The organism is Pectobacterium aroidearum (assembly GCF_041228105.1).
GTDB lineage: Bacteria > Pseudomonadota > Gammaproteobacteria > Enterobacterales > Enterobacteriaceae > Pectobacterium > Pectobacterium aroidearum.
Window position 1 is genome coordinate 104,570 of sequence record NZ_CP166097.1, and the last position, 24,023, is coordinate 128,592.

General features: G+C 53.8%; 24 protein-coding genes. 15 read left to right on the forward strand and 9 right to left on the reverse strand.

Going from position 1 to position 24,023, the window contains the following annotated elements; genetic code table 11:
• Positions 1–137: 137 nt before the first annotated feature.
• From AB8809_RS00415 to AB8809_RS00425, 3 genes are all read left to right on the forward strand, one after another.
• Positions 138–1,430, forward strand: a complete 1,293-nt coding sequence (locus tag AB8809_RS00415; protein WP_012772826.1) for a dicarboxylate/amino acid:cation symporter — start codon at positions 138–140, stop codon at positions 1,428–1,430.
• A gap of 353 nt (positions 1,431–1,783) precedes the next feature.
• Positions 1,784–3,301, forward strand: coding sequence for a pitrilysin family protein (locus AB8809_RS00420; RefSeq protein WP_349855564.1), 1,518 nt, complete (start codon positions 1,784–1,786; stop codon positions 3,299–3,301).
• A 352-nt stretch (positions 3,302–3,653) separates the two neighbouring features.
• Complete coding sequence (locus AB8809_RS00425; protein ID WP_349855566.1) at positions 3,654–3,815, forward strand: hypothetical protein; 162 nt, start codon at positions 3,654–3,656, stop codon at positions 3,813–3,815.
• Positions 3,816–3,910: 95 nt separating this feature from the next.
• Here the strand turns inward: AB8809_RS00425 and AB8809_RS00430 are convergent, their stop codons facing one another.
• Together AB8809_RS00430 and yhjD are read right to left on the reverse strand one after the other, a co-directional pair.
• Positions 3,911–4,843, reverse strand: a complete 933-nt coding sequence (locus AB8809_RS00430) for a sugar kinase (RefSeq protein WP_181830224.1) — start codon at positions 4,841–4,843, stop codon at positions 3,911–3,913.
• Positions 4,844–4,990: 147 nt separating this feature from the next.
• Entirely contained in the window at positions 4,991–6,007 is a 1,017-nt protein-coding gene (yhjD, locus tag AB8809_RS00435; RefSeq protein ID WP_181830223.1) for an inner membrane protein YhjD, read from the reverse strand.
• A gap of 129 nt (positions 6,008–6,136) precedes the next feature.
• Here yhjD and AB8809_RS00440 point away from each other — a divergent pair, with 129 nt between their 5' ends.
• A complete protein-coding gene (locus AB8809_RS00440) occupies positions 6,137–7,336 on the forward strand; it encodes an MFS transporter (protein WP_336710555.1) in 1,200 nt (399 codons plus the stop codon).
• Positions 7,337–7,381: 45 nt separating this feature from the next.
• On the opposite strand, the gene AB8809_RS00445 is transcribed toward AB8809_RS00440, so the two are convergent.
• Positions 7,382–7,948: a DcrB family lipoprotein gene (locus AB8809_RS00445; RefSeq protein WP_349855567.1), complete on the reverse strand. Its 567-nt coding sequence runs from the start codon at positions 7,946–7,948 to the stop codon at positions 7,382–7,384.
• Positions 7,949–8,134: 186 nt separating this feature from the next.
• Complete coding sequence (locus tag AB8809_RS00450; protein ID WP_181845705.1) at positions 8,135–8,812, reverse strand: 7-cyano-7-deazaguanine/7-aminomethyl-7-deazaguanine transporter; 678 nt, start codon at positions 8,810–8,812, stop codon at positions 8,135–8,137.
• Positions 8,813–9,028: 216 nt separating this feature from the next.
• Between AB8809_RS00450 and tusA the strand changes: the two genes are divergently transcribed.
• Complete coding sequence (tusA, locus tag AB8809_RS00455; protein WP_012772835.1) at positions 9,029–9,271, forward strand: sulfurtransferase TusA; 243 nt, start codon at positions 9,029–9,031, stop codon at positions 9,269–9,271.
• Between the two features lie 59 nt (positions 9,272–9,330).
• On the opposite strand, the gene AB8809_RS00460 is transcribed toward tusA, so the two are convergent.
• Positions 9,331–11,694 carry a zinc/cadmium/mercury/lead-transporting ATPase gene (locus AB8809_RS00460; RefSeq protein WP_349855568.1) on the reverse strand — a complete coding sequence of 788 codons (2,364 nt, stop codon included), beginning with the start codon at positions 11,692–11,694 and terminating at the stop codon, positions 9,331–9,333.
• Positions 11,695–11,788: 94 nt separating this feature from the next.
• Entirely contained in the window at positions 11,789–12,418 is a 630-nt protein-coding gene (locus AB8809_RS00465) for a lysoplasmalogenase (protein ID WP_012772837.1), read from the reverse strand.
• 191 nt (positions 12,419–12,609) lie between these two features.
• On the opposite strand from AB8809_RS00465, the gene AB8809_RS00470 reads away from it, so the two are divergent.
• Together AB8809_RS00470 and AB8809_RS00475 are read left to right on the forward strand one after the other, a co-directional pair.
• A complete protein-coding gene (locus tag AB8809_RS00470; protein ID WP_012772838.1) occupies positions 12,610–12,930 on the forward strand; it encodes a DUF1820 family protein in 321 nt (106 codons plus the stop codon).
• Positions 12,930–13,289 carry a DUF2500 domain-containing protein gene (locus tag AB8809_RS00475; protein ID WP_180779110.1) on the forward strand — a complete coding sequence of 120 codons (360 nt, stop codon included), beginning with the start codon at positions 12,930–12,932 and terminating at the stop codon, positions 13,287–13,289. The genes AB8809_RS00470 and AB8809_RS00475 overlap by 1 nt, the downstream gene beginning before the upstream one ends.
• A 3-nt stretch (positions 13,290–13,292) precedes the next feature.
• Here AB8809_RS00475 and AB8809_RS00480 read toward each other — a convergent pair whose 3' ends face one another.
• Together AB8809_RS00480 and rsmD are read right to left on the reverse strand one after the other, a co-directional pair.
• Positions 13,293–13,568 (reverse strand): DUF1145 family protein, encoded by a 276-nt coding sequence (locus tag AB8809_RS00480; protein WP_161797826.1) that lies wholly within the window; start codon positions 13,566–13,568, stop codon positions 13,293–13,295.
• Positions 13,569–13,597: 29 nt separating this feature from the next.
• Positions 13,598–14,173 carry a 16S rRNA (guanine(966)-N(2))-methyltransferase gene (gene rsmD, locus AB8809_RS00485; protein WP_205947361.1) on the reverse strand — a complete coding sequence of 192 codons (576 nt, stop codon included), beginning with the start codon at positions 14,171–14,173 and terminating at the stop codon, positions 13,598–13,600.
• Between the two features lie 349 nt (positions 14,174–14,522).
• Here rsmD and ftsY point away from each other — a divergent pair, with 349 nt between their 5' ends.
• From ftsY to rpoH, 4 genes are all read left to right on the forward strand, one after another.
• Positions 14,523–16,010 carry a signal recognition particle-docking protein FtsY gene (gene ftsY / locus AB8809_RS00490; protein WP_349855569.1) on the forward strand — a complete coding sequence of 496 codons (1,488 nt, stop codon included), beginning with the start codon at positions 14,523–14,525 and terminating at the stop codon, positions 16,008–16,010.
• Positions 16,011–16,015: 5 nt separating this feature from the next.
• Positions 16,016–16,687 (forward strand): cell division ATP-binding protein FtsE, encoded by a 672-nt coding sequence (gene ftsE / locus AB8809_RS00495; protein ID WP_012772843.1) that lies wholly within the window; start codon positions 16,016–16,018, stop codon positions 16,685–16,687.
• Positions 16,677–17,645 carry a permease-like cell division protein FtsX gene (ftsX, locus tag AB8809_RS00500; protein WP_225181772.1) on the forward strand — a complete coding sequence of 323 codons (969 nt, stop codon included), beginning with the start codon at positions 16,677–16,679 and terminating at the stop codon, positions 17,643–17,645. Before ftsE ends, ftsX begins: the two co-directional genes overlap by 11 nt.
• Positions 17,646–17,977: 332 nt before the next feature.
• Positions 17,978–18,835 carry an RNA polymerase sigma factor RpoH gene (gene rpoH, locus AB8809_RS00505; protein WP_012772845.1) on the forward strand — a complete coding sequence of 286 codons (858 nt, stop codon included), beginning with the start codon at positions 17,978–17,980 and terminating at the stop codon, positions 18,833–18,835.
• Positions 18,836–18,934: 99 nt separating this feature from the next.
• Here rpoH and panM read toward each other — a convergent pair whose 3' ends face one another.
• A complete protein-coding gene (gene panM / locus AB8809_RS00510; RefSeq protein ID WP_180779114.1) occupies positions 18,935–19,381 on the reverse strand; it encodes an aspartate 1-decarboxylase autocleavage activator PanM in 447 nt (148 codons plus the stop codon).
• A 404-nt stretch (positions 19,382–19,785) separates the two neighbouring features.
• On the opposite strand from panM, the gene AB8809_RS00515 reads away from it, so the two are divergent.
• The 4 genes from AB8809_RS00515 to livG all read left to right on the forward strand — a co-directional run bounded on the left by AB8809_RS00515 (position 19,786) and on the right by livG (position 24,018).
• Positions 19,786–20,898, forward strand: coding sequence for a branched-chain amino acid ABC transporter substrate-binding protein (locus AB8809_RS00515; protein ID WP_012772847.1), 1,113 nt, complete (start codon positions 19,786–19,788; stop codon positions 20,896–20,898).
• A 155-nt stretch (positions 20,899–21,053) separates the two neighbouring features.
• The gene (livH, locus tag AB8809_RS00520; RefSeq protein WP_349855571.1) at positions 21,054–21,980 is read left to right on the forward strand and encodes a high-affinity branched-chain amino acid ABC transporter permease LivH; all 927 of its coding nucleotides are present in this window, start codon (positions 21,054–21,056) and stop codon (positions 21,978–21,980) included.
• A complete protein-coding gene (locus tag AB8809_RS00525) occupies positions 21,977–23,251 on the forward strand; it encodes a high-affinity branched-chain amino acid ABC transporter permease LivM (RefSeq protein WP_012772849.1) in 1,275 nt (424 codons plus the stop codon). Before livH ends, AB8809_RS00525 begins: the two co-directional genes overlap by 4 nt.
• A complete protein-coding gene (livG, locus tag AB8809_RS00530) occupies positions 23,248–24,018 on the forward strand; it encodes a high-affinity branched-chain amino acid ABC transporter ATP-binding protein LivG (RefSeq protein ID WP_180779116.1) in 771 nt (256 codons plus the stop codon). The genes AB8809_RS00525 and livG overlap by 4 nt, the downstream gene beginning before the upstream one ends.
• Positions 24,019–24,023: the final 5 nt, after the last annotated feature.

Genomic DNA, 24,023 nt, shown 5'->3' on the forward strand with positions numbered 1-24,023 from the left:
TTTTAACCTGTCGTTCACAAACTAAACTTATAAAACATTCTCAGCTTGTTATTGCAATGTTACTTTCCGGCGCAATCACAGGCGGCATTTTCGTACCCTATTCCCCTCCTGTGTTTTCCCCACCATAGGACGTATGTATGAAAACATCAATTTTTAAAAGTCTTTATTTTCAGGTTCTTGCTGCCATTACGATAGGGATACTGTTGGGGCATTTCTACCCTCAACTTGGCGAGCAAATGAAGCCTCTGGGCGATGGGTTTGTTAAATTAATTAAAATGATTATTGCGCCGGTTATCTTCTGTACGGTGGTTACCGGTATCGCAGGAATGGAAAGCATGAAGTCGGTCGGTCGTACTGGTGCGGTCGCCCTGCTGTATTTTGAAATTGTGAGTACGATTGCGCTGATTATCGGTCTGGTCGTGGTCAACATCGTGCAGCCTGGCGCGGGCATGAACATCGATCCAAGTACGCTTGATGCGTCTGCGGTGGCGGTTTATACCCAACAGGCTTCGCAACAGGGTCTGATTCCGTTCCTGATGGACGTGATTCCGGCGAGTGTGGTTGGCGCGTTTGCCAGCGGTAATATTTTGCAGGTTCTGTTGTTTGCCGTGATGTTCGGCTTTGCATTGCACCGCTTAGGGGCAAAAGGCAAAGTGATTTTTGACGTGATCGACAGCTTCTCCAAGGTCATTTTCGGCGTCATTAACATGATCATGAAACTGGCTCCGCTGGGTGCGTTCGGTGCAATGGCCTTCACCATCGGTAAATATGGTGTCGGTACGCTGGTGCAACTGGGGCAGCTGATCGCCTGCTTCTACATTACCTGTGTCCTGTTCATCTTCCTGGTGTTGGGAAGTATTGCTAAAGCGACCGGCTTCAGTATCTTCAAATTCATTCGCTACATCCGTGAAGAACTGCTGATCGTACTGGGTACGTCCTCTTCTGAATCCGTGCTGCCACGTATGCTGGAGAAGATGGAGAAGGTAGGTTGTAAAAAGTCTGTCGTCGGTCTGGTCATTCCTACCGGCTACTCGTTCAACCTTGACGGTACCTCCATCTACCTGACGATGGCGGCGGTGTTTATCGCTCAGGCGACCAACAGCCACATGGATATCTGGCATCAGATTACTCTGCTGGTGGTGCTGCTGCTGTCCTCTAAAGGTGCAGCGGGCGTGACGGGAAGCGGATTCATCGTGCTGGCGGCAACGCTGTCTGCCGTGGGCCACCTGCCTGTTGCTGGTCTGGCGCTGATTCTGGGTATTGACCGCTTCATGTCAGAAGCCCGTGCGCTGACTAACCTGATTGGTAACGGTGTTGCGACTATCGTGGTAGCGAAATATTGCCGCGAACTGGATGAGAAGAAACTGGATGCTGAGCTGTCCGGTACGAATAAAAGCGACAACGCGGCCACGCCGACAGCGCAGTCATAATTCCTATAATCTCGGTATAGTTTTCTAAATCAGTTCCCTGCGGTGTTAAGACACCGTGGGGAATTTTTTTGTCTGCGTACACATCGAACCAAACTGTTTCTCCCGCCTCCCTGACTCGCCATGAAACGTAAAAATATTGTTAAATATGACTATTTTTACCTTTTTTGCAGATTATTTCGCCTCATGGAGTGACATAGACAAAAGCGCGCGGTCTAAGGGAATGGTACACTTCGCGTCTTCAATTTTTTCCGTGATATATCCACGAGAGTGTGCGGTGGCAGACGCAAGGTCACCATAACGATTAACAATAACCACATTATTATTATGTTGGATAGCTATGAGTAGGGGTTCACATGCAGGGCACCAAAAAGGCGCTTTTCGTTGGTGGTTTGTTGCTGGCAGTGGTCAGCAGCAGCGTGCAGGCTGAAGCACTACAGCCCGATCCTGCCTGGCAGCAGGGTAAGCTTGATAATGGTTTTACCTGGCAGTTATTAACCACGCCACAGCGCCCCGGCGATCGGGTTGAGTTGCGCTTGGTGGTGAATGCCGGGTCACTGTTGGAAAACGCCCAGCAGGTAGGTTTTGCCCATTTTCTTCCTCGTCTGGCCTTGGCGCCCGGCGATAAACTGTCCGCAGCTCAGCGACCTTCCACGTGGATGAGCGATGCTAACGGCTCCCGCGTTCTGCCTCCGGCCATTATTTCGTACGATTTCACGTCGTATAACCTGAGCTTGCCGAATAATCGCCCCGAGCTGCTGAAAGAAGCGCTGACGTGGTTGGCTGAAAGCGCAGGGCAGATGACGTTCGACGAAAAAAGCCTACAGGCGGCGCTGAAGGTGCCCGATCAGGTCGCAACCTTTCCGGTTAACCCACAGGATCCGAGCTGGCGCTATCGTCTGAAAGGCTCGCCTCTGCTGGCGCACGATCCTGCTCAGGACGTCAAACCGCCGTTAAATGGCGAGCAGCTCCAGCAGTTTTATAAAACCTGGTATACGCCAGATGCCATGACGCTCTACATCGTTGGCCATGTGGATAACCGCAGCGTGATCGAGCAGATTGGCAAAGTCTTCTCCCCGCTGGAAGGGAAACGCGAAGCGCCAGCGCCCTTACCGACGTTAAGTCCGCTGCCGACGCAGGCGATCAGCCTGATGAATAACAACGTCCAGAAGGATACGCTGTCGTTGATGTGGGATGCGCCGTGGCACCCGATTCGTGAATCGCAGGCGTTGGTACGCTACTGGCTGGGTGATATGACGCGGGAGGCGATGTTCTGGCATTTGCAGCAGGTGCTGGAGAAGAGCCCGCAGAAGGGTAACAACCTCCGCTTCGACTGCAATGTGTTTTATACCCGTTCTCAGTGCGCGATCCATATGGACGTACCGAATAGCGAGGGCGTTGAGCCGGGCGTGACGTTTATGGCGCGTGAACTGGCGACGCTGCGTGAGAAAGGGCTGACACAGCAAGAGTTTGATTCGCTAATCGCGCGCAAGACGGACGAGCTGAACAAGCTGTTTGCTACCTATGCGCGTACCAGCACGGACATCCTGATGGATCAACGCCTGCGCTCCCAGCAAAACGGTGTCGTCGATATTGCTCCTGAGCAGTACCAGAAACTGCGTCAGAGCTATTTGTCCGCGCTGACGCTCGATATGCTGAATCAGGAACTGCACCAGCAGCTGGTACAGGATACAACGCTGATGCTGATCCAACAGCCCGGTGAGCCGGAAGCGAATATGAAGGCATTGCAGGAAGCTTACGATCGGATTATGACACCGGCGACCGAGCCTGCGGCCAGCGCCGCGACGGCTGCACCTGAAGGCGCCGTTCCAGAAGGAAAAAAACCGCAGGAAACGGCTCCCGCCGCTCAGTAAAGTATTAAGGTCGTCGCCTTTCGGCGCGGCCTATACAAGAAGGTGATAAGCGAGATACAAATTCGTCTGGAGCGAATTTGTACAGCCAGCTCACAAGCAACTTGAAGCATGGCGAGTATTGGTGGTTGTTTAAATCCACAATACTACGCTGTGTATTCGGTGGCGTTTTTTATCACTAGGCTAACCGCTCTCAAGACTCCGTATAATAAAATACGGGATATCGTTCGTGGAACGTTAGCTTATGTAACCATTTATTTATAAAGCGGTTTTCAGGATAAATCCCGTTGTGAGCCCTTTTCTCCACCTCTATTATTCCCCCCGAGCGTCGTAATAATGAATCGAGGTATAAAGCATGAGTCGTACTCTTAAAGCTGCGGGGGTGATCGCTCTGATCGCCATGTTGAGTGGTTGCTTGTTCCCTCCTCCGGGAGGTGGCGGAGGTGGTGGTCGAGGCGGCGGCGGCCCGTTCGGCGGTTTCCAGGAACAACCGATTAACCAACCGGGGCCACGTTAAACCTCAAATGACGATGTAAGGCAGAGTGTCCTGCTTTGTCTAGCAACTAAAGGCCGCAATAGCGGCCTTTATCTTATTATCACGCGATGTACGGTTTATGCAGGCATTGCCTCAAGCGGGATAATCGCGCCACGGTATTGAATGACCGTGCTGGCCGTCAGGTGGCCGCGCTGTGCCGCTTCCTGCGTGCTGCCGCCATTCAGGCGCACTGACAGATAGCCTGCGCTGAAGGAATCGCCTGCTGCGGTGGTATCGACCACTTTCTCTTTTGGCAATTTGATCGCCGGAACATCAACCAGAGCTTGTCCACGTTCTGACACGATGCAGGAATCAGCCCCGCGTTTAATGACTACTTCGCTCACGCCCAGACCGTGTGTCCGCTCCAGTACCGCTTCCAGTGGCTTCGCGCCCCACAGCATGTCTTCGTCATCCAGCGTCAGGAAAGCAATATCGGTACAGGATAGGATGTCGGTATAAGCCTGTTGCGTTTCTTCTTTGCTCTGCCACAAACGTGGGCGATAGTTATTATCAAAAATTACTTTACCGCCGTTGGCGCGGCAGGCGCGCAGCAGGGCGAGGAGACGTTGGCGGCTTTCGGCGTTCAGAATCGCCAGACTGATACCGCTCAGGTAGAGATAGTCAAAGTGCGCCAGCGACTGACCGATTTTTTCTGCTTCCGGGCTGTCCAGCCAGTAGCGGGCAGCGGCATCATTACGCCAATAGTAGAATGTACGCTCGCCGCTCGCGTCGGTTTCAATGAAGTATAAACCGGGCAGCTTGTTGTCCAGGCGCTGAATCAGGTCGGTTTTCACCCCTTCTTTTTGCCAGGCGGCAACCATCTCGGTACTGAAGCTATCGGTGCCGAGAGCGGTTACGTAATGCACGCCCAGCTTATCGGCGTTTACCTGACGGGCAATGTAAACGGCGGTGTTCAGCGTATCGCCGCCAAATCCACGGTTAAGATCCGTGCCCTTCTGCGACAGTTCGATCATGCATTCGCCGATTACGGCAATGTTAGTAGTTGTCATCACTTTTGGCCTGTTTGAAAAGCTGGGTATAAAAAATGCGGAAATTAACATCAGTCTCAACATTACGTGAGACTGAGTCAATAGTCTTGAAACGATGTTTTACTTTTTCATGACGCAGATCGGAAAACCAGTGCTTCCCCGCAGCTCTTAACGATCGGAAGGCGGTTCTTTTTCCTGCTCATTCCGGTCTGTCGAGGTGTCACCTTTGTAGTTTGCCGTGGCGATCCAGGCGGCGCAGAAGAGCGTCAGACGCGCGAAGAAATAGAAAAATGCCATCAGACCAATAACCGAACCGAACGCGGCACCGGAAGGCGAGCTGGCCAGTTTAGGCAGCGCGACGGTCATCGCAAACTTGATGACTTCAAAGCCTACGGCGGCGATCAGCGTGCCGCGAAAGAGCGCTTTGCGCTTGGGTTTATGGCGCGGTAAAACGAAGAATATCCAAAGAAATAACAGATAGTTGGCGAAGATGGAGATCGACAGGGCAATCAGCGTCAACGCGGGGCGCAGCCACTCAATGCCATCCAGCCCCAGCGCGGTCACAATCATGTTTTGCGCGGTGCCGGCAACGGAGGTCAGGAACAGCGTAATAATCAGCGCAATGACCAGGCCAGTCAGCGACAGAAAATCCCGCGTGTACTGAAAGTAAATCTTCTCTTCATCTTTCGGGCTCCTCTCCCATACGTCGCGCGACTGGGCGCGAATCGCTTCACGCAGATTTCCCATCCAACTGATGCCGGAATAGAGCGCAATCAGCAAGCCGGTAATCCCGACGGTGGTACGCTGCTGCACGGCCGTGTTGACGGTATTTTTCAGTGTATTGGCCAGATTAGGATCGCTGATGCTGTTGACGATACGGTTAATCAGCCCCGTCAGCAGGTCGGGGTTGGAGGCCAACACAAAACCGACGGCGGCAAACGACACCATGAGAATGGGAATCAGCGACAGGAAGGAAAAATAGGTAATGGCCGCACCAAACTGGTTGCCCATTCGATCGTTGAAGCGTTCGCCCGCGCGGATCAGGTGTGCCACGCTGGGAATCGCCTGAATACGTGCGGCCAGACGTTTGCTCTTATCCAGAAACGAGAGGGGTTTCTGCGGCGATGTGTCCCCTTCTGGGGTTGACGATGTTGATTTGCGATCCGGGTCTGCCGGTACAGGCATTGCGTTTCTCCTGTGTTCGGGATTAACTGGTTAGTATAAGTTTGATTATAACCAACAATATAAGAATGTTACTTTTAGATGTTTTTCTGAACGTACGTCATACACGGACGTTAAGCGAGTGAATTTTCCATGCCAACACCTTCCCCATCCGAACCGGCGCTGAGCGGTCTGCGCCTTAATCTGCGCATCGTTTCAATTGTGGCGTTCAATTTCGCCAGCTATCTGAATATTGGCCTGCCGTTGGCGGTGTTGCCGGGGTATGTGCATGACCACCTTGGCTATAGCGCGTTCTGGGCCGGTCTGGTCATCAGCCTGCAATATTTTTCCACGCTGTTGACCCGCCCGCACGCGGGGCGTAGCGCCGATGAAAAAGGACCGAAAAAAATCGTCGTTTGGGGGCTGGCTGGCGTCATGCTTAGCGGGGTGTTTTACCTGCTGGCCGCTTTTAGTGATGCATCGCCCGCGATCACGCTGCTGCTACTGTGTCTCGGGCGCGTTGTGCTGGGAGCTGGGCAGAGTTTTGCCGGGACAGGTGCAACGCTCTGGGGCGTTGGTGTGGTCGGTTCCCGACACATCGGGCGTGTGATTTCATGGAATGGTATTGCCACCTATGGGGCGATGGCGATTGGTGCACCGCTCGGCGTCTGGCTCAACCATATCGGTGGGCTAAAACTGCTCTCCGTGTGCATTATCCTGATTGCGGCGGTGGCGATTGTTCTCGCGCTGCCACGCCCGACGGTTCAGGTCGCGCCGGGGAAAAAGATTCCCTTCCGCGAAGTGCTGGGGAAAGTCTGGGTTTACGGCATTATTCTGGCGATCGCCTCTGCGGGTTTTGGCGTGATCGCCACCTTTATCACGCTGTTTTATGCCGATCGGAATTGGGACGGTGCCGCGCTGACGCTGACCATTTTCAGCTGCGCTTTTGTCGGTGCGCGGCTGGTGTTTCCTAACAGCATTCAGCGGTTTGGTGGATTGCGCGTAGCGATGGCGTGCTTTGTGGTTGAGATCGTGGGGTTATTGCTGGTGTGGGGGGCGGCGCTGCCGTTGATGGCCGAAGTCGGCGCATTCCTCGCGGGGGCGGGTTTCTCTTTGGTGTTCCCGGCATTAGGTGTGGTTGCCGTTCAGGCTGTCTCGCCGCAGAATCAGGGCAGCGCACTGGCGACCTATACGATATTTCTCGATTTGTCGCTGGGCATTGTCGGGCCAGTGGCGGGTGTGCTGATGGCCTATACCGGTATAGCCTCTATTTATCTGGCGGCGGCGTTGCTGGGGCTATGTGGTCTGGCGCTGACGTGGCGGCTGACTCAGCGCACGGCAGTCAAAGAATAACAGCAGCCACCGCAGTGGCTGCTGTCATGCAGTAAGTAACGTCGATTATTTCAGCTTCAGGGTGTGGATGATGCCTTCCGCTTCGCTCTGTGCCTGCTGCTGATTGCTGGCCGGCAGCGTGATCTGCAAGGTCAGCAGTTGGTTTTCTACTTTACCCAACACGACAGAGGAATAAGCCTGTTGCCCGCTGCTGGTGATGATGCTGTCTAGCTGTTGCAGCTTCTTGCCGTCAACGTCGATGGTTTTGTTGGTCACGACCTGAAGGTTGGTGTCACGCGTGCGTTGCTGATCTTCCAGACGCTGCGCCAGCACGGTCAGTTCTTCCGTAGTGTTGTCGCCCAGAATCACGATGACCGCTTTCTGCCCATTGTCATTGGCATAAACGTGCATGTTGTTCGCCTGCGTTCCCACTTTGCCGCTCTGGTCGCGCATATCGGCTGGCAGAGTAAACGCAATCTTGCCTTCCATTAATTCAATATTCTGACCTACGCTGGCTTCTGCGGCAGGTTTATCTTGCGCACCCGCTTTTGCGGCGTCATCCGTTTTGCCATCACAGGCAACAAGCAGGCCGACAAGCAAGCCGACACCGAGGTATTTGATTACATTCGACATGGGATCCCTTTCTCTCGTTTTTGAACAGGTCATCTTTTGAAACAGGTAATAACAGTATGGCACCCTATTCAGATAGCAAAAACAAGCATTTTGTTGTTGCAAACCGTTGTGGGAACCTGCGTTATTTTTACAAAACGATGAGTGACTTAAGAGGAAAGGGCGGCGTAAATAGCCGCCCGATTGGCATTAATGGTGGCTGCTGACGGAATGGTAGTCGGCCGAGCCTTTTTGCTCGCTCAGACGTTTGAGTACCATGTTTAGCATCACGCCGTACATCGGCAGGAAAAATGCCAGGCTGATCAGCAGTTTGAACGCATAGTCCACCATCGCAATTTCGACCCAGTTTGCAGCCATGAAGGCATCAGTGCTGTGGTAAAACGCGATGAAGAAAAAGGCCAGCGTATCGCTGAAGTTACCAAACACGGTCGACACGGCTGGAGCGACCCACCACGCACGATTTTGGCGCAGGCGGTTGAAAACGTGAACATCCAGAATCTGACCCAGAACATACGCCATGAAGCTGGCGCAGGCGATACGTGCTACGACGATATTTACCTGACTTAACGCTTCGAACGACTGCCACGATCCCTGATAAAACAGAGATGAAACCAGATAGGAAATCACCAGTGCAGGTACCATCACGGTCAAAATAATACGACGCGCCAGCGGTGCACCGAAAATCCGTACCGTCAGGTCAGTAGCCAGAAAAATAAACGGAAAGGTAAACGCGCCCCAAGTGGTATGGAAACCGAAAATCAAGACCGGGAGCTGAACCAGATAATTACTCGATGTAATGATCAGGACATGGAACAACGATAGCCAGATAAGCGCCGTAAGCCGCTGCTGGGGAGTAAAACGATACATAATGTGACCTTTTTGGTTATTGGGGTTAGGGAACCCAAGGAATAACGTGCAGATTTATGCTGCAACGCGGCGGCATAATACGCAATTGTTTCGCTAATGCAATGTGTTTTGCCCATAAAAGATGGTTGTTTTATGCGCAAACGTTGTCGTCGCTTGCGTCGAAAAATCCTCCGCGTAAACTAAGGCGGTTTTTTGATTCCTGCACTGAGAACGTTGATGACCGATCCCTTTACCAACCCGGATAAAACCCTTGATGCGCAGGGGCTGCGCTGCCCTGAGCCAGTGATGATGGTGCGTAAGACGGTACGCCAGATGGAAACCGGGCAAACGCTGCTGATTATTGCCGACGATCCGGCCACCACCCGCGATATTCCCGGTTTTTGCGTGTTCATGGAACATGAGCTTCTGGCGCAGGAAACCGAACAGCTTCCCTATCGTTATCTGCTGCGCAAAGGTTAATACTCGTCATACTTCAAGCCGCGGGTGCGCGGCGTTGCACCGCGCACCGTAGACTGCGATTAGTCCTGTTTTCTCAGCAGCCGTAGCGCGTTGGCGGTGACCAGCGCTGTTGCGCCGGAATCCGCCAGCACCGCCAGCCACAGCCCGGTAATGCCCAGAATGCTGGTGACCAGAAAGACTGCTTTCAGCCCCAATGCGATAGTAATGTTCTGACGAATATTACGCTGTGTTGCCCGCGACAGGCTGATCATGGCTGCCAGCCCGGTTAGACGACTGTGCGTGAGTGCCGCATCGGCGGTTTCCAGCGCGACATCCGTACCGCTGCCCATCGCAATGCCGATCGTTGCAGCTTTCATTGCCGGGGCGTCGTTAATACCGTCACCCACCATCGCGACGGGATGCTGCTTGCTTAAATCACTGACTGCCGTGACCTTATCGGCAGGGAGCAGACTGGCGCGGTAATCGATCCCTAGTCTTGCCGCAATCGCTGCTGCTGCGCGGGGATTATCGCCTGTAAGCATCACGCCACGGATCCCCAACTGCTGCAAGGCATCCAGCGCTTCACGCGCATCGTGGCGTAGCGTATCGCTGAGCGCCAGCAAACCCAGCAACCTGTCGTCTTCTTGTACGACTACGACGGTTTTCCCTTCGTTTTCCAGCGCGTCAATCTGTTGCAGCCAATCGGCGTCGAGCAGGTCGGAGGCAACGCGAGTCGGCGCACTGACCTGAATCCGTTTGCCGCCTATCGTGCCTTCAACCCCGACGCCCGCCAGTGCCTTACGGTTTTCCGCCAGCGGCAGGAATGTACTGCTGGATAACGCATGCTGGACGATGGCTTTGGCAAGTGGATGGTGTGAACCGGATTCCACGGCGGCGGTGCGCGTCAGCAGCGCCGTTTCGCTAATGCCTGCTGCGGGTAATACGTCCGTTACCTGCGGCTTTCCTTCCGTTAGCGTCCCTGTCTTGTCAAATGCGATAGTCTTGATACTGCCCAGCGATTCCAGCGCTGCACCGCCTTTAATGAGTGCCCCACGACGCGTTGCGGCAGCCAGCCCGGACGTAATTGCCGCAGGTGTTGAGATCACCAACGCACACGGACAGCCGATTAACAGCAGCGTCAGACCGCGATAAATCCACTCTTGCCACGGCTGCGCCAGCAGCAACGGCGGCACCAGAATTACCAGCAGCGACAGCAGCATGATGGCCGGCGTGTAATAGCGGCTGAACTTATCGAGGAAGCGTTCTATCGGCGCACGGCGCTCTTCCGCTTCTTCTATCAGTTGCAGAATGCGGTCGATCGCACTGTTGCCCGGTTGTGAAACCACGCGCAACTGCACAACCCGATCGACACACAGGCTGCCAGCAGCAATTTTTTCACCGGGTGTGCGCTCAACGGGCACCGATTCGCCGGTCAGGGCGCTTTCATCAAAGCTGGCATCGCTGTTCAAAAGTTCCGCATCGGCGGGAAGACGTCCGCCGGGCGCGACTTCAATTACATCGCCGGGAACCAGACTGGCGACAGGCACGAGACGCCGTTGCCCGTTGACGATCGCCGTGGCGTCTTCGGGGAGCAGCGCCATCAGTGCCGTTACGCCCCGTCGTGCGCGGTTGGCCGCGTAAGACTCCAGATATTCGCCCAGCATAAACAGCAGCAAAATGACCGTCGCTTCGGTGGTGGCGCCAATCAAGAGTGCCCCGATGGAAGCCACGCTCATCAGCGTTTCAATCGCGAAGGGCGTGCCTGTGCGAATGAGTTGTATCGCTTTTTTCAGGATTGGTATCAATCCGACAATCGTGGTCGCGATAAACGCGATTTGCCCGCCACGCTCGCTGAGCAGGGAAAGCCCCCAGCTTGCAGCAGCCAGCAAAGTGAAAAGAAGTAAGAAACCATATTCGCGCACGAAACGACGCACGGTAGATGTATTCGGGGGAACGACGGGGAGTGCGGTGTCCTGCAAGGTAAAGCCCGCTTGCTGGACGGCATGTTGAACCTGAGGACGAATGTCGGTGTAGGCATCAACAACCAGTTTTTCGGTGGCGAACAGCACTTTGGCTTGTTCAATTCCGGTGAGATTTTTTACTGCATTTTCGATTTTACGTGCGCAGCTGGGACAATCCATCCCGCTGATTTTCCAGCTGAAACGCTGGTTGGATCGGGGCCTGTCGCTGTCTCCGCCGTCGGGGTCGTCTGAATCCGCGCTGCCGCCGCTGTCTGACGAGTGCTGTTCTGTGCCGCAGGCGCTCTGTACTGCGGCGTCAGAGGTGTGTTTGGTTGAACAACAGCTGTGGTCGGCGTGGTTCGAATGCTGCGCGTGCTCGTTGCAGCAGCTTTTGGTGCTGTGTGCGGTGCTGCGTGGCGCGTGGTGAACGCCGTTATTGCAGCAGGCTGATTTCTCAGCGCTGTGGTGCTGATGAGAGTGCATGTCTTCCTCCTGGGTTATTAGTGATAGCCATTCTCATCAGGAACTTTACACCGCTGTTCAACGCTTAGCCAGATTTTCGTGAGCGCCGTAAACGTTAGAAATAGAGGGAGCGGACAATCAGGAAATGGCCGCCAAAATAGCCCGCTGCCACAATCGCCTGATGGGCGCGGAACGGAAAACGGTAATGGTGAATCAACCAGGCTGCGTGGGCGATAAACAGCAGTACGGTACCCGTCAGCAGAGAGAAATTCGCGTTTGTTCCCAGCGCAAAATACCGCTCGCCGGCAATCCAGACCATCAGCGTGGTCATGATGATGAATGCGCAGGCGGGCCAGCGCTGTGTGTCCAATCGTCCCCAGATAATGGCGATCAGGATTGCAGCCAGAATGACGAGCGTTAATGCCAGCGGCCAGAAGAAGGTGAGCGCGATTTGTCCGGTAAAGAAGCTAACGGTGTACAACAAATGGGAGAGAAAATAGGCACCAAACGCGTAAAGCAGACGCTGAGTCGGCAGCAGCAACAGGGTATCTGCGACCAGCGTTGCCAGCAACCCCAGCACAATCAGATAGCCCGGCACGCCAAGTAGCGGCGTCTGCCAGGCCAAAGCCAGCAGCAGTAGCATGGTGACTGGTTTGAATAACCAACGTTGCCACGTTGGACCACGGTAGCTGGCGTCCACATACAGCCAACCAGAAAAAAGCACAGCAATAAATGACCAAAGCATAGCGTGTCCTTTTTGTGTTTTTGTTTGTGTCAGGATAAAAATAAGTCGTTCTTTATTCAGTGTAGGGGATTGTGAGGAAGTTAAACAACGCGTCGTGAGACGGATGCGACTTCTGTGAGCTTCATGTTATGTTATCGCCTGTTTTTATTGTAGATGGGCGCCGTGACGTCTCGAAGGGAGCATTGTGTTGAATGAGTAGCGAATCCGCGCTTTATCGTATTCAATTTATAAATAACGGTAAGAATTACCAGCTTTACGTGCGTGAGTTGGTTCAGAGCAGCCTGTTCGGTTTTATTGAAATTGCCGACTTCGTGTTTGATAGCCAGTCTGCGGTGTTGGTTGATCCGTCAACGGAGAAACTGAAAACGGAATTCTCTGGCGTTAGCCGTAGTTTCATCCCGCTACAGGCGATCATTCGTATTGATGCCGTGACGGAAAAAGGCAGCGCCCGCATTTCTGATTTAGGCGATAACGTTACCGCGTTCCCTTATCTTCCCGGCAAGAAACCCTGATGAATGATTTTCCCTGGCTGTTGGCGTTGGCTGTTGGTGCGATTTTGGTGCTAGCGGCGCGACAGTATCGACGTCAACGCCAGAGGGACGCGCAGAATGACGCGGCGCCGCTGCGTATTGTGGCCGCAGAGGTGAAACACAAACGTGAGTTTCCCCGTACTCGTCGGCGCGCGCGCGAGCATCAAATGATGGCCGTAGAGGATATGCGGTATGAGGTCACGTTCAGGCCGATTACCGGTGGCGCGACTATCACGTTGCGCCTTGAGAACGCGGATTATCACCAGCTTGATACTGGAATGCAGGGATCGTTGCAGCTAAAGGGCACGCGCTTTATTCGCTTTGTGCCCCAGCAGAGGTAGGGGTTACGGTTTCGGTGGCTTAGGCTGCTTTTTCTGCCACGCCAGCAGTTCAAACACGCCAAAAAGGAAAATACGTGCCTGAAGTGCCCGGTTTAGCGCAGGGCTGTCCTTTGGCTGGCTGGATTTTAACAGCAGCAGTTGGAAGCCGTGCATCAGGATCATAAACACCATTGCCACGGTCATGAAGATATTCAACGGTTTGGGAAACGGTTGAATCAGGTTAAGCAATAGAAATCCCCACACGCCCAGCATCAATAATCTGCCAAGGTTAATCAAAATCATCTCTTACCCTTACGTTGCTGCGAAGATCACTGACGGATGTACAAACGGTAGGCGACCTGACCTGCAATTTTCTCACGGTGCAGTTGCCAATTTTCTGGGATAGTCAGCTGCGCATTTTCCGCCTCAGTTTCCACGTAAATCCACGCATCGGGTGCTAGCCAGCCCTGTTGTTCCAGCAGCATGAGCGTGTTGTTCAGCAGCTCTTTGCGAAACGGTGGGTCGAGAAACACGACGTCAAACGGCGTACCGGGCTGCGCCAGCCAGCTCAGGGCATCAGTATTGACCACCTCAGCATTTTCCGCCCGAAGCAGCGCCAGATTTTGCGTTAATTGCTGGGCGACTGCACGCTCCATTTCCAATAATGTGGCGTGAGCAGCATAACGAGATAAGGCTTCCAGCCCGAGTGCGCCGCTGCCAGCGAAACAGTCCAGGCAGCGTGCCTGTTGAATGATGGGGGCCAGCCAGTTAAACAGCGTTTCCCGCACGCGGTCGGTGGTGGGACGTAAACCGGGGCTATCAGGAACCGGAAGTTTTCTGCCGCGCCATTGACCACCGATGATTCGGATTTGTCCGGCGGCTGACGATGCGTTTTTTTTAGCCATAGCTCACAGGGTTATTGTTGTGCCGCATCATCATGGTGTGGATACGGGCAGGAAATTTCTGGCGCTATTCTAGCGGCGGTTACGTGTAGAGGGAATGTTAAGATGGAGGTTAAGGCGCTTAAGCCAAAATTTTGTGCGGTCTGCGGCCTTCCGGTAACGCGCAGCGTTTGACACACTTCGTTACGGACATTGCCTTTCGTTACGAAGATTGTTGGCCGCACGGAGAATTGTCTGTGATTGCCCTCGCTGGCTGCGTGTTGCTGTCGGCAGGAAAGTGTTAAACTTATTGTTTAAATATGATTTTCATTGATTGATTCGCTGCGGTGAGCAGCGTGGAGCGCGATCGCACATGTCAAAAGAAAAGAAGCGCGGTTTTTTTTCCTGGCTGGGACTAGGGAAACAGGAAGAAAAACAACAAGAGCAGCCGCAAGAGAAACCCGTTGTTCAAGAGAAGATTGTTGTTGAAGAACAATCGCCAGCGGCGGAGTCGGATGCCGCAGCATCAGCTCACCAGACCGTTGAGCACGCGCCGGAGCAGGTAGAGAAACCGCTGCCGGAAGAGCCTGTCGTTGAAGCGGAAGAACTGACTCAATCAGTCGCTGAGCGTGATGTTACCGCAGCGGCAGACGAATCGGCTGTCGTTGCCCCGGAAGCCAACGTTTCTGAATCCATTGCTTCTGAACCTGCTGTTTCTACCCCTGCTATTTCCGAAACTGACGATCGTGACCTGATCGATCGGGATGTTATCGATCGTGATGCTGCCGATCCGATCGTGCAGACCGAGATCGCCGAAAGCGCGACGGTGGTTGAGGCAGAGCCGGATGTCGCGCAGCAGGAAGAGCAAGAATACGAAGAACAAGAACCTACGCAGCCAGATGATGTTCCGGTTGTTGCGCAAGAGCAGGAGCGTCCGACGAAAGAGGGGTTCTTCGCTCGTCTGAAACGCAGTCTGGTAAAAACGCGCCAAAACCTCGGTTCAGGATTTATCGGATTGTTTCGCGGTAAGAAAATCGACGACGATCTGTTTGATGAACTGGAAGAGCAACTACTGGTTGCGGATGTGGGGGTCGAAACGACCCGTAAAATCATCACCAGCCTGACGGAGCACGCCAGCCGACGCCAGTTGAAAGATGCTGATACGCTTTTTGTGAAGCTGAAAGACGAAATGGCGGAGATTCTTGCTAAGGTGGACGCCCCGCTGAATATCGAAGGCAAAACACCGTATGTCATTCTGATGGTTGGCGTTAATGGCGTGGGTAAAACCACCACCATCGGGAAAATGGCGCGTCAATTCCAGGCACAGGGTAAATCCGTGATGCTGGCGGCGGGCGATACCTTCCGTGCGGCAGCGGTGGAACAGCTTCAGGTCTGGGGACAGCGTAATAACGTGGCGGTGGTCGCGCAGCATACCGGTGCGGATTCAGCATCGGTGATTTTCGATGCGATTCAGGCAGCGAAAGCGCGCGGCGTGGATGTCCTGATTGCGGATACCGCTGGTCGTTTGCAGAACAAAGCGCACCTGATGGAAGAGCTGAAAAAGATTGTGCGCGTGATGAAGAAGCTGGACGAAGACGCGCCGCATGAAGTGATGCTGACGCTGGATGCGAGCACCGGGCAGAACGCGGTGAGTCAGGCCAAACTGTTTAATGAAGCCGTTGGGCTGACGGGAATTACCTTGACCAAGCTGGACGGTACCGCGAAAGGCGGGGTGATTTTCGCCATTGCCGACCAATTTGCGATTCCTATCCGCTATATTGGGGTAGGGGAAGGCATTGAAGATTTACGGCCATTCAAGGCCGACGATTTTATTGAGGCACTTTTTGCCCGAGAGGATTAAAACGGATGATTCGTTTTGAACAGGTCAGTAAAGCTTACCTCGGTGGGCGTCAGGCATTGCAAGGGGTGGATTTCCATCTGCGCCCCGCGGAAATGGCGTTCCTGACCGGCCATTCCGGCGCAGGGAAAAGTACCCTGCTGAAACTGATTTGTGGCATTGAACGTCCCAGCGCGGGGCAGATTTTGTTTGGCGGTCACAATATCAGCCGCCTGAAAAAACGCGAAGTCCCGTTCCTGCGGCGTCAGATCGGCATGATTTTTCAGGATCACCATCTGCTGATGGAACGCACAGTCTATGACAACGTCGCGATGCCGCTCATCATCGCGGGCGCCAGCAGTGAGGATATCCGTCGTCGGGTATCCGCCGCACTGGACAAGGTTGGCCTGCTGGATAAAGCGAAAAATTACCCTATCCAGCTGTCCGGCGGTGAACAGCAGCGCGTTGGCATTGCGCGCGCGGTGGTGAACAAACCCGCCGTGTTGCTGGCGGATGAACCGACCGGCAACCTGGACGAAGCGTTGTCAGAAGGTATTTTACGCCTGTTTGAAGAGTTCAACCGCGTCGGTGTTACCGTCCTGATGGCGACGCATGATACCGGGCTGATCGCCCGCCGTAATTACCGTGTGCTGACGCTGTCGGATGGCCGCATGGTGGGGGGAAACCACGATGGCGAATAACGTCCGTAATGCGAAAAAGCCTGTTGCAAAATCGAAAGCGTTGCGCGGCGGCTGGCAGGAACAGTGGCGCTATGCTTGGACGAATACGCTGGCTGATATGCTGCGCCAGCCGCTGGCCACTTTCCTGACCGTCATGGTGATCGCCATTTCGCTGGCATTGCCCAGCATTTGCTATTTGGTGTGGAAAAACGTCAGTCAGGCTGCCACACAGTGGTATCCCTCGCCTCAGCTAACGGTCTATCTGGATAAATCACTGGATGACAATGCGGCGCAGGCGGTAGTCACGCAGCTTCAATCTGAAGACGGCGTTGATAAAGTCAATTACCTGTCGCGCAATGAAGCGATGGGCGAGTTCCGCAACTGGTCTGGTTTTGGCGGCGCGCTGGATATGCTGGAAGAGAATCCGCTGCCGGCGGTGGCGATTATCACGCCGAAAATGAGCTTTCAGGATTCCACCACGCTGACGACACTGCGTGACCGTGTGGCGGCAACGCAGGGTGTGGAGGAAGTACGGATGGACGACAGCTGGTTTGCACGGCTGGTAGCGTTAACCAATCTGGTCGGGCAAATTTCTGCGACGATTGGCATCCTGATGATTGTTGCCGTCTTTTTGGTGATCGGCAACAGCGTGCGTCTGAGTATTTTCAGTCGCCGTGAAACCATTAACGTGATGAAGCTGATTGGCGCGACGGACGGGTTTATTCTGCGTCCGTTCCTGAATGGTGGGGCGGCAATGGGCGTAGGCGGCGCGGTGCTATCGCTGATTCTGTCGCAGGCGCTGGTCTGGAAGCTGGATGCGGTGGTAGCGCAGGTGGCTTCCGTCTTTGGTACGACGTTTGCCGTTAAAGGACTGAGCTGGGATGAGTCTCTGCTGCTGCTGTTAATCGCCGGCATGATTGGCTGGCTGGCCGCCTGGTTGGCAACCGTGCAACATTTACGCCGTTTTACACCACAGTAAGCGTTTTCTGGTATAATTATCCCCTGTAATTCAGACCGTATTGCAGGGGAAATCTCCTCAGCGACATCTCTTCTTTGCGCTTCCCGCTGTGTTTTCCCCTTGGTTTTTCGTGCGTTAACGGCTCGTTTTCTCCCTGCTTGATCTCTGGCAGGAGGTGAATAAAATGATAGGAACTTGCGAGCGAAATCACAGTCTGAATAGACAGATTTTAGGATTTGAGTGAATACGCTTTAAAGGTGTCGTGTTTTGCCATTTTCGCGCAAAACGATGCGGCGAAGCAGTGCTAAGATAGTCGACTGCAATATGACGAGTAGAGCAACTGAGAGGGTTGAATGACCAAAGATATGCAAACTTTCACCTTAGTTCCCCAGGGCAGTCTGGAAGGGTATATTCGTGCCGCCAATGCCTATCCGATGCTGACGGCGGAGGAAGAGCGGGCGCTGGCTGAACGGCTGCATTATCAGGGCGATCTGGATGCGGCTAAGCACCTGATTCTGTCACACCTGCGTTTTGTTATTCACGTTGCCCGTAACTATTCCGGCTACGGCCTGCCGCAGGCGGACCTGATTCAGGAAGGGAACATCGGCCTGATGAAGGCGGTACGTCGCTTTAACCCTGAAGTGGGCGTGCGTCTGGTTTCTTTCGCCGTGCACTGGATCAAAGCAGAAATTCATGAATACGTGCTGCGTAACTGGCGTATCGTGAAAGTCGCGACCACCAAAGCACAGCGTAAACTGTTCTTTAACCTGCGGAAGACGAAAACGCGTCTCGGCTGGTTTAACCAGGATGAAGTCGAACTGGTGGCACGTGAACTGGGTGTGACCAGCAAAGACGTGCGCGAGATGGAATCCCGTATGGCGGCGCAGGACATGACGTTCGATCCAACGCCGGAAGAAGATTCGCACGACGGCAAAGCGATGTCGCCGATGCTTTACCTACAGGATAAATCGTCTGACTTTGCCGACGGCATTGAAGAAGATAACTGGGACACGCATGCGGCGGATAAGCTCACTTACGCGCTGGAAGGGCTGGATGAACGTAGCCAGCACATTATCCGCGCCCGTTGGCTGGATGATGACAACAAATCCACCTTGCAGGAACTGGCCGATCAATACGGCGTTTCCGCAGAGCGTGTGCGTCAGTTAGAAAAGAATGCGATGAAAAAACTGCGAGCGGCGATAGAAGCGTAATCGCTCTCATCGTCTCTTTTTGTAGCGACCGGGTAATGCCCGGTCGTTTTGTTTTTGTCTGCTGTCAGGCTGTCAGGCTGTCAGGCTGTCGTGCTTGGGCTATGGTTTCTCTGAGTTGATTTCGTCAAGAATCAGCGGCGTTTCTTTTCTGCGAATGTAGCGCCAGCCGCCGGATACCGGTGAGAAGCCACAGGACACCATAAACCGTGCCAGCACTTCCTCTTTGATCGCAGCATGATTCGCCGTTGCCAGCCACCACTCGTTTACCTCAGGGAGTTGACGGCGTGCCTCATCAACTAACAACTGCCCTACGCCCCGCCGCCGGGTAACTTCACGTACCATCATATCGCTCAGTTCCGCATAGTCCCCTGCAATTTCGACCAACATACCGCCGAGTAACCGATCGTTAAAACGCGCGGCAAAGAGGCGTCGAGTCGGTTTTAGTCCTGCTTCTAATAAATCAATGTTTTGATGCGGCCAGATTTTCGCCAGGTCAATTTTGTCCTGAGGGCTGAATTGGGTGAGGCATTCAACGGTGAGTTTCATTTTTATCGGCACTCCATCATATGAGTGAAGAATAATGTAGTTGTTTTGTAGTGGATCAGTTGTGTAATTTGATCGTTATGGTTAATAGGGCAAATGTTTTTCTCATTCTTCGTTTTTCGAGTAATCCATCAACAATTAATGCACAAAGTAGAATATCTGACTATATATAAATTAAATGCTGGATTTTGCATCTAGCGTTTTGTGCTGTTTGCTCCGCTTGTTTCTGACAATGTGAGTTGATTTGCAGCATAAAATTCCTGTTTAATAATATGAAAAATAAAGCCTTATTAGAAACTATTACTAATAATAACCTAAGCCTTTCTTACTTATAAGAAAATAGCGGGTTATGGCAGAAGGCGGTCAGGTTTTCGGCAATATCCATAATGACAGATGGGGTAAAAAGAATGAAATTCAGTAAAGGTAAAGTATTGCTGATGGGTTGTATGGCTGCGGCGTTTAGCCATGCAGTCAGTGCTGCCGATATTAAAGTTGCGGTGGTTGGCGCGATGTCTGGCCCGGTTGCCCAATATGGCGACATGGAATTCATTGGCGCGCGTCAGGCGATTGCTGACATCAACGCAAAAGGCGGCGTAAACGGTAACAAACTGGTTGGCGTGGAATATGATGACGCGTGCGATCCTAAGCAGGCTGTTGCCGTAGCGAACAAGGTCATCAATGACGGTATCCGTTATGTGATTGGCCATCTGTGTTCCTCCTCTACGCAGCCTGCGTCTGATATTTATGAAGAAGAAGGCGTGATCATGATTACGCCTGCGGCAACCAACGCCGACTTGACCACGCGCGGCTACAAAATGGTGCTGCGCACGACGGGTCTGGATTCCGATCAGGGACCAACCGCAGCGAAGTACATCGTTGAAACCATCAAACCGCAGCGTATCGCCGTGGTGCATGACAAACAGCAATATGGTGAAGGTCTGGCCCGCTCTGTTCAGGATAGCCTGAAAAAAGCCGGTGCGAATGTTGTGCTGTTTGAAGGTGTGACGGCGGGTGACAAAGATTTCTCTACGCTGGTTGCGCGTCTGAAGAAAGAGAACGTCGATTTCGTGTATTTCGGCGGCTACTACCCAGAAATGGGGCAGATTCTGCGCCAATCGCGTCAGGCTGGCATGACGACCAAGTTCATGGGTCCGGAAGGCGTGGGTAACTCTTCACTGTCCAACATCGCGGGCGATGCGTCTGAAGGGATGCTGGTCACGCTGCCGAAGCGTTACGATCAGGTTCCTGCGAACCAACCGATCGTGGATGCGTTGAAAGCCAAGAAACTGGACCCGACTGGCCCGTTTGTCTGGACGACCTATGCCGCGCTGCAATCGTTGACCACCGCGATGACGCGTACGGGGAGCGACGAGCCAGAAAAACTGGTGGCGGATCTGAAAGCGAAATCCGTGGATACCGTAATGGGGCCATTAAGCTGGGATGCAAAAGGCGACCTGAAAGGGTTTGAATTTGGCGTATTTGAGTGGCACAAAGACGGTACTTCCAGCGCAGTGAAATAATCACCATGCCGGAGGCGGATAACGGATGAATTCGCCGCTATTTGCCTCTTCGGCGTGAGGATCATTCTCCGCCCTCTGAGTGTGTACCAATAATAATCCCTCAATACCGAGCCCCCGTAGCCGCAAGGCGCGGGGGCAGCATTTAAGGTTAAGGTATGTCCGAGCAGTTCCTTTACTTTTTTCAGCAGATGTTCAACGGCCTGACGTTGGGCAGCACCTATGCGCTGATCGCCATTGGCTACACCATGGTTTACGGCATTATCGGCATGATTAACTTCGCACACGGTGAAGTGTATATGATCGGTAGCTATGTCTCCTTTATTGTGATTGCGGCCCTGATGATGATGGGCATCGATGCTGGCTGGCTGCTGATTGGCGCCGCCTTCATTGCCGCCGTGGTCATTTCCAGCGCCTACGGCTGGAGTATCGAGCGGGTGGCCTATCGACCTGTTCGAACGTCAAAGCGCCTGATTGCGCTGATTTCTGCCATCGGGATGTCAATTTTCCTGCAAAACTACGTCAGCCTGAATCAGGGCTCGCGTGATGTTGCGCTGCCGAGTCTGGTGACTGGCCAGTGGGTGCTGGGCGAAAGCAATGGCTTTGCCGCAACCATTAGCTCCATGCAGCTGATCATCTGGGTTGTTACGTTCCTCGCCATGCTGGCGCTGACGTTGTTTATTCGCTATTCCCGTATGGGACGCGCCTGCCGCGCTTGCGCGGAGGACCTGAAAATGGCGAGCCTGCTGGGTATCAGCACCGATCGCGTCATTTCCCTGACCTTCGTTATCGGCGCGCTGATGGCCGCCGTTGCTGGCGTGCTGTTGGGGCAATTTTACGGCGTTATCAACCCCTATATCGGCTTTATGGCCGGGATGAAAGCCTTTACCGCCGCGGTGCTGGGCGGAATCGGCAGTATTCCTGGCGCGATGATCGGTGGGCTGATTCTGGGCGTAGCCGAAGCGCTGACGTCCGCCTACCTGAGCACGGAATACAAAGATGCGGTGTCGTTTGCCCTGCTGATTGTGGTGCTGCTGGTGATGCCTACCGGTATTCTGGGTCGCCCGGAGGTTGAGAAAGTATGAAACAGCTCAACCTGTTTAACGCGCTGGTTTCCGCGTTCATGTTGCTGGTGCTTGCCTCGTTCTTAATGGGCATGCAGTTGGCGTTGGATGGCACCAAACTGGTGGTGCGCGGCGCTGATGAAGTCCGCTGGTATTGGATTGGCGCAGGCTGCGTCGTGGTGTTCTTCTTCCAACTGATCCGCCCGTTCTTCCAGCAAAGTATCAAGAAATTTTCCGCGCCGCCGCTGGTGCTACCGAGTTTTGATGGCAGTACACCGCGGCAGAAGGTATTGGCAGCGGCATTGATTATCGCCGCTATCGCCTGGCCGTTCCTGGTGTCGCGCGGTACGGTGGATATTGCCACCCTCACGCTGATTTACGTGATGCTGGGTCTGGGGCTGAATGTGGTGGTTGGCCTGTCCGGCCTGTTGGTATTAGGCTACGGTGGGTTTTATGCCATTGGTGCGTACACGTATGCGTTGCTGAACCACTATTATGGATTGGGCTTCTGGGAAAGTCTGCCGCTGGCGGGTATGGCGGCGGCGCTGTCTGGTTTCCTGCTTGGTTTCCCGGTGTTGCGTTTGCGCGGCGACTATCTGGCGATTGTGACGCTTGGGTTCGGCGAAATTGTCCGTATCCTGTTGCTGAATAACACCGAAATTACCGGTGGCCCGAACGGCATCAGCCAGATCCCTAAACCGACCTTCTTTGGTCTGGAATTCAGCCGCAGCGCGCGCGATGGCGGTTGGGATACGTTCCACAATTTCTTTGGCCTGCAATACGACCCTAGCGACCGTATTATCTTCCTGTATCTGGTGGCGTTGCTGTTGGTTGTGTTGACCCTGTTTGTGATTAACCGCCTGCTGCGGATGCCGCTGGGACGCGCCTGGGAAGCGCTGCGCGATGATGAAATCGCCTGCCGTTCTCTGGGGCTGAGCCCCACGCGTATCAAGCTGACCGCGTTTACTATCAGCGCCGCGTTTGCGGGCTTTGCCGGTACACTGTTTGCTGCGCGTCAGGGCTTCGTCAGCCCGGAATCGTTCACGTTCGCTGAGTCTGCCTTTGTGCTGGCTATCGTCGTACTGGGCGGGATGGGGTCGCAGTTTGCGGTCATTCTCGCGGCAATTCTGCTGGTGGTGTCTCGTGAGCTGATGCGCGATCTGAATGAATACAGCATGCTGCTGCTGGGTGCGTTGATGGTTCTGATGATGATTTGGCGTCCGCAAGGCCTGCTGCCGATGAAGCGTCCTGAAATGAAGTTGAAAGTCGCGAAGAAGGAAGAGCAAGCATGAGCACGCAGCCACTATTATCAGTCAGAGGTCTGATGATGCGTTTTGGCGGCCTGCTGGCGGTCAACAACGTTGAAATGGATATTCATGCGGGCGAAATTGTCTCGCTGATCGGCCCAAACGGGGCCGGTAAAACCACGGTCTTTAACTGCCTGACCGGTTTTTATCGCCCAAGCGGCGGCACCATCATGCTGCGCGATCGTCATCTGGAAGGGTTATCCGGACAGGCTATTGCCCGTATGGGCGTAGTGCGTACGTTCCAGCACGTTCGCCTGTTCCGTGAAATGACGGTGATCGAGAACTTGCTGGTCGCACAGCATCAGCACCTGAAAAGCGGCGTGTTTGCCGGGCTGTTGAAAACGCCGGGCTTTCGTCGTGCGGAAGCCGATGCGCAAGAGCGCGCCGCAGTGTGGCTGGAGCGTATCGGCCTGCTGGATTTAGCGAACCGTCAGGCGGGGAATCTGGCTTACGGCCAGCAGCGCCGTCTGGAGATTGCCCGTTGTATGGTGACGCGGCCCGAGCTACTGATGCTGGATGAGCCTGCGGCCGGTCTGAACCCGAAAGAAACTGACGAGTTAAATCAGCTGATTGCGGAACTGCGCGATAGCCATCAGGTATCGGTGCTGTTGATTGAACACGATATGAAGCTGGTCATGGGGATTTCCGACCGGATTTATGTCGTCAATCAGGGCACGCCGCTGGCACAGGGCACTCCAGCTGAAATTCGTAACAACCCGGATGTCATTCGTGCCTATCTGGGTGAAGGATAACGTTT

Excerpts from the sequence above, each read along its gene's own strand:
- AB8809_RS00415 (WP_012772826.1), top strand. The coding sequence starts at position 138 with ATGAAAACATCAATTTTTAAAAGTCTTTATTTTCAGGTTCTTGCTGCC.
- AB8809_RS00420 (WP_349855564.1), top strand. The coding sequence starts at position 1,784 with ATGCAGGGCACCAAAAAGGCGCTTTTCGTTGGTGGTTTGTTGCTGGCA.
- AB8809_RS00425 (WP_349855566.1), top strand. The coding sequence starts at position 3,654 with ATGAGTCGTACTCTTAAAGCTGCGGGGGTGATCGCTCTGATCGCCATG.
- AB8809_RS00430 (WP_181830224.1), bottom strand. The coding sequence starts at position 4,843 with ATGACAACTACTAACATTGCCGTAATCGGCGAATGCATGATCGAACTG.
- yhjD (WP_181830223.1), bottom strand. The coding sequence starts at position 6,007 with ATGCCTGTACCGGCAGACCCGGATCGCAAATCAACATCGTCAACCCCA.
- AB8809_RS00440 (WP_336710555.1), top strand. The coding sequence starts at position 6,137 with ATGCCAACACCTTCCCCATCCGAACCGGCGCTGAGCGGTCTGCGCCTT.
- AB8809_RS00445 (WP_349855567.1), bottom strand. The coding sequence starts at position 7,948 with ATGTCGAATGTAATCAAATACCTCGGTGTCGGCTTGCTTGTCGGCCTG.
- AB8809_RS00450 (WP_181845705.1), bottom strand. The coding sequence starts at position 8,812 with ATGTATCGTTTTACTCCCCAGCAGCGGCTTACGGCGCTTATCTGGCTA.
- tusA (WP_012772835.1), top strand. The coding sequence starts at position 9,029 with ATGACCGATCCCTTTACCAACCCGGATAAAACCCTTGATGCGCAGGGG.
- AB8809_RS00460 (WP_349855568.1), bottom strand. The coding sequence starts at position 11,694 with ATGCACTCTCATCAGCACCACAGCGCTGAGAAATCAGCCTGCTGCAAT.
- AB8809_RS00465 (WP_012772837.1), bottom strand. The coding sequence starts at position 12,418 with ATGCTTTGGTCATTTATTGCTGTGCTTTTTTCTGGTTGGCTGTATGTG.
- AB8809_RS00470 (WP_012772838.1), top strand. The coding sequence starts at position 12,610 with ATGAGTAGCGAATCCGCGCTTTATCGTATTCAATTTATAAATAACGGT.
- AB8809_RS00475 (WP_180779110.1), top strand. The coding sequence starts at position 12,930 with ATGAATGATTTTCCCTGGCTGTTGGCGTTGGCTGTTGGTGCGATTTTG.
- rsmD (WP_205947361.1), bottom strand. The coding sequence starts at position 14,173 with ATGGCTAAAAAAAACGCATCGTCAGCCGCCGGACAAATCCGAATCATC.
- ftsY (WP_349855569.1), top strand. The coding sequence starts at position 14,523 with ATGTCAAAAGAAAAGAAGCGCGGTTTTTTTTCCTGGCTGGGACTAGGG.
- ftsE (WP_012772843.1), top strand. The coding sequence starts at position 16,016 with ATGATTCGTTTTGAACAGGTCAGTAAAGCTTACCTCGGTGGGCGTCAG.
- ftsX (WP_225181772.1), top strand. The coding sequence starts at position 16,677 with ATGGCGAATAACGTCCGTAATGCGAAAAAGCCTGTTGCAAAATCGAAA.
- rpoH (WP_012772845.1), top strand. The coding sequence starts at position 17,978 with ATGACCAAAGATATGCAAACTTTCACCTTAGTTCCCCAGGGCAGTCTG.
- panM (WP_180779114.1), bottom strand. The coding sequence starts at position 19,381 with ATGAAACTCACCGTTGAATGCCTCACCCAATTCAGCCCTCAGGACAAA.
- AB8809_RS00515 (WP_012772847.1), top strand. The coding sequence starts at position 19,786 with ATGAAATTCAGTAAAGGTAAAGTATTGCTGATGGGTTGTATGGCTGCG.
- livH (WP_349855571.1), top strand. The coding sequence starts at position 21,054 with ATGTCCGAGCAGTTCCTTTACTTTTTTCAGCAGATGTTCAACGGCCTG.
- AB8809_RS00525 (WP_012772849.1), top strand. The coding sequence starts at position 21,977 with ATGAAACAGCTCAACCTGTTTAACGCGCTGGTTTCCGCGTTCATGTTG.
- livG (WP_180779116.1), top strand. The coding sequence starts at position 23,248 with ATGAGCACGCAGCCACTATTATCAGTCAGAGGTCTGATGATGCGTTTT.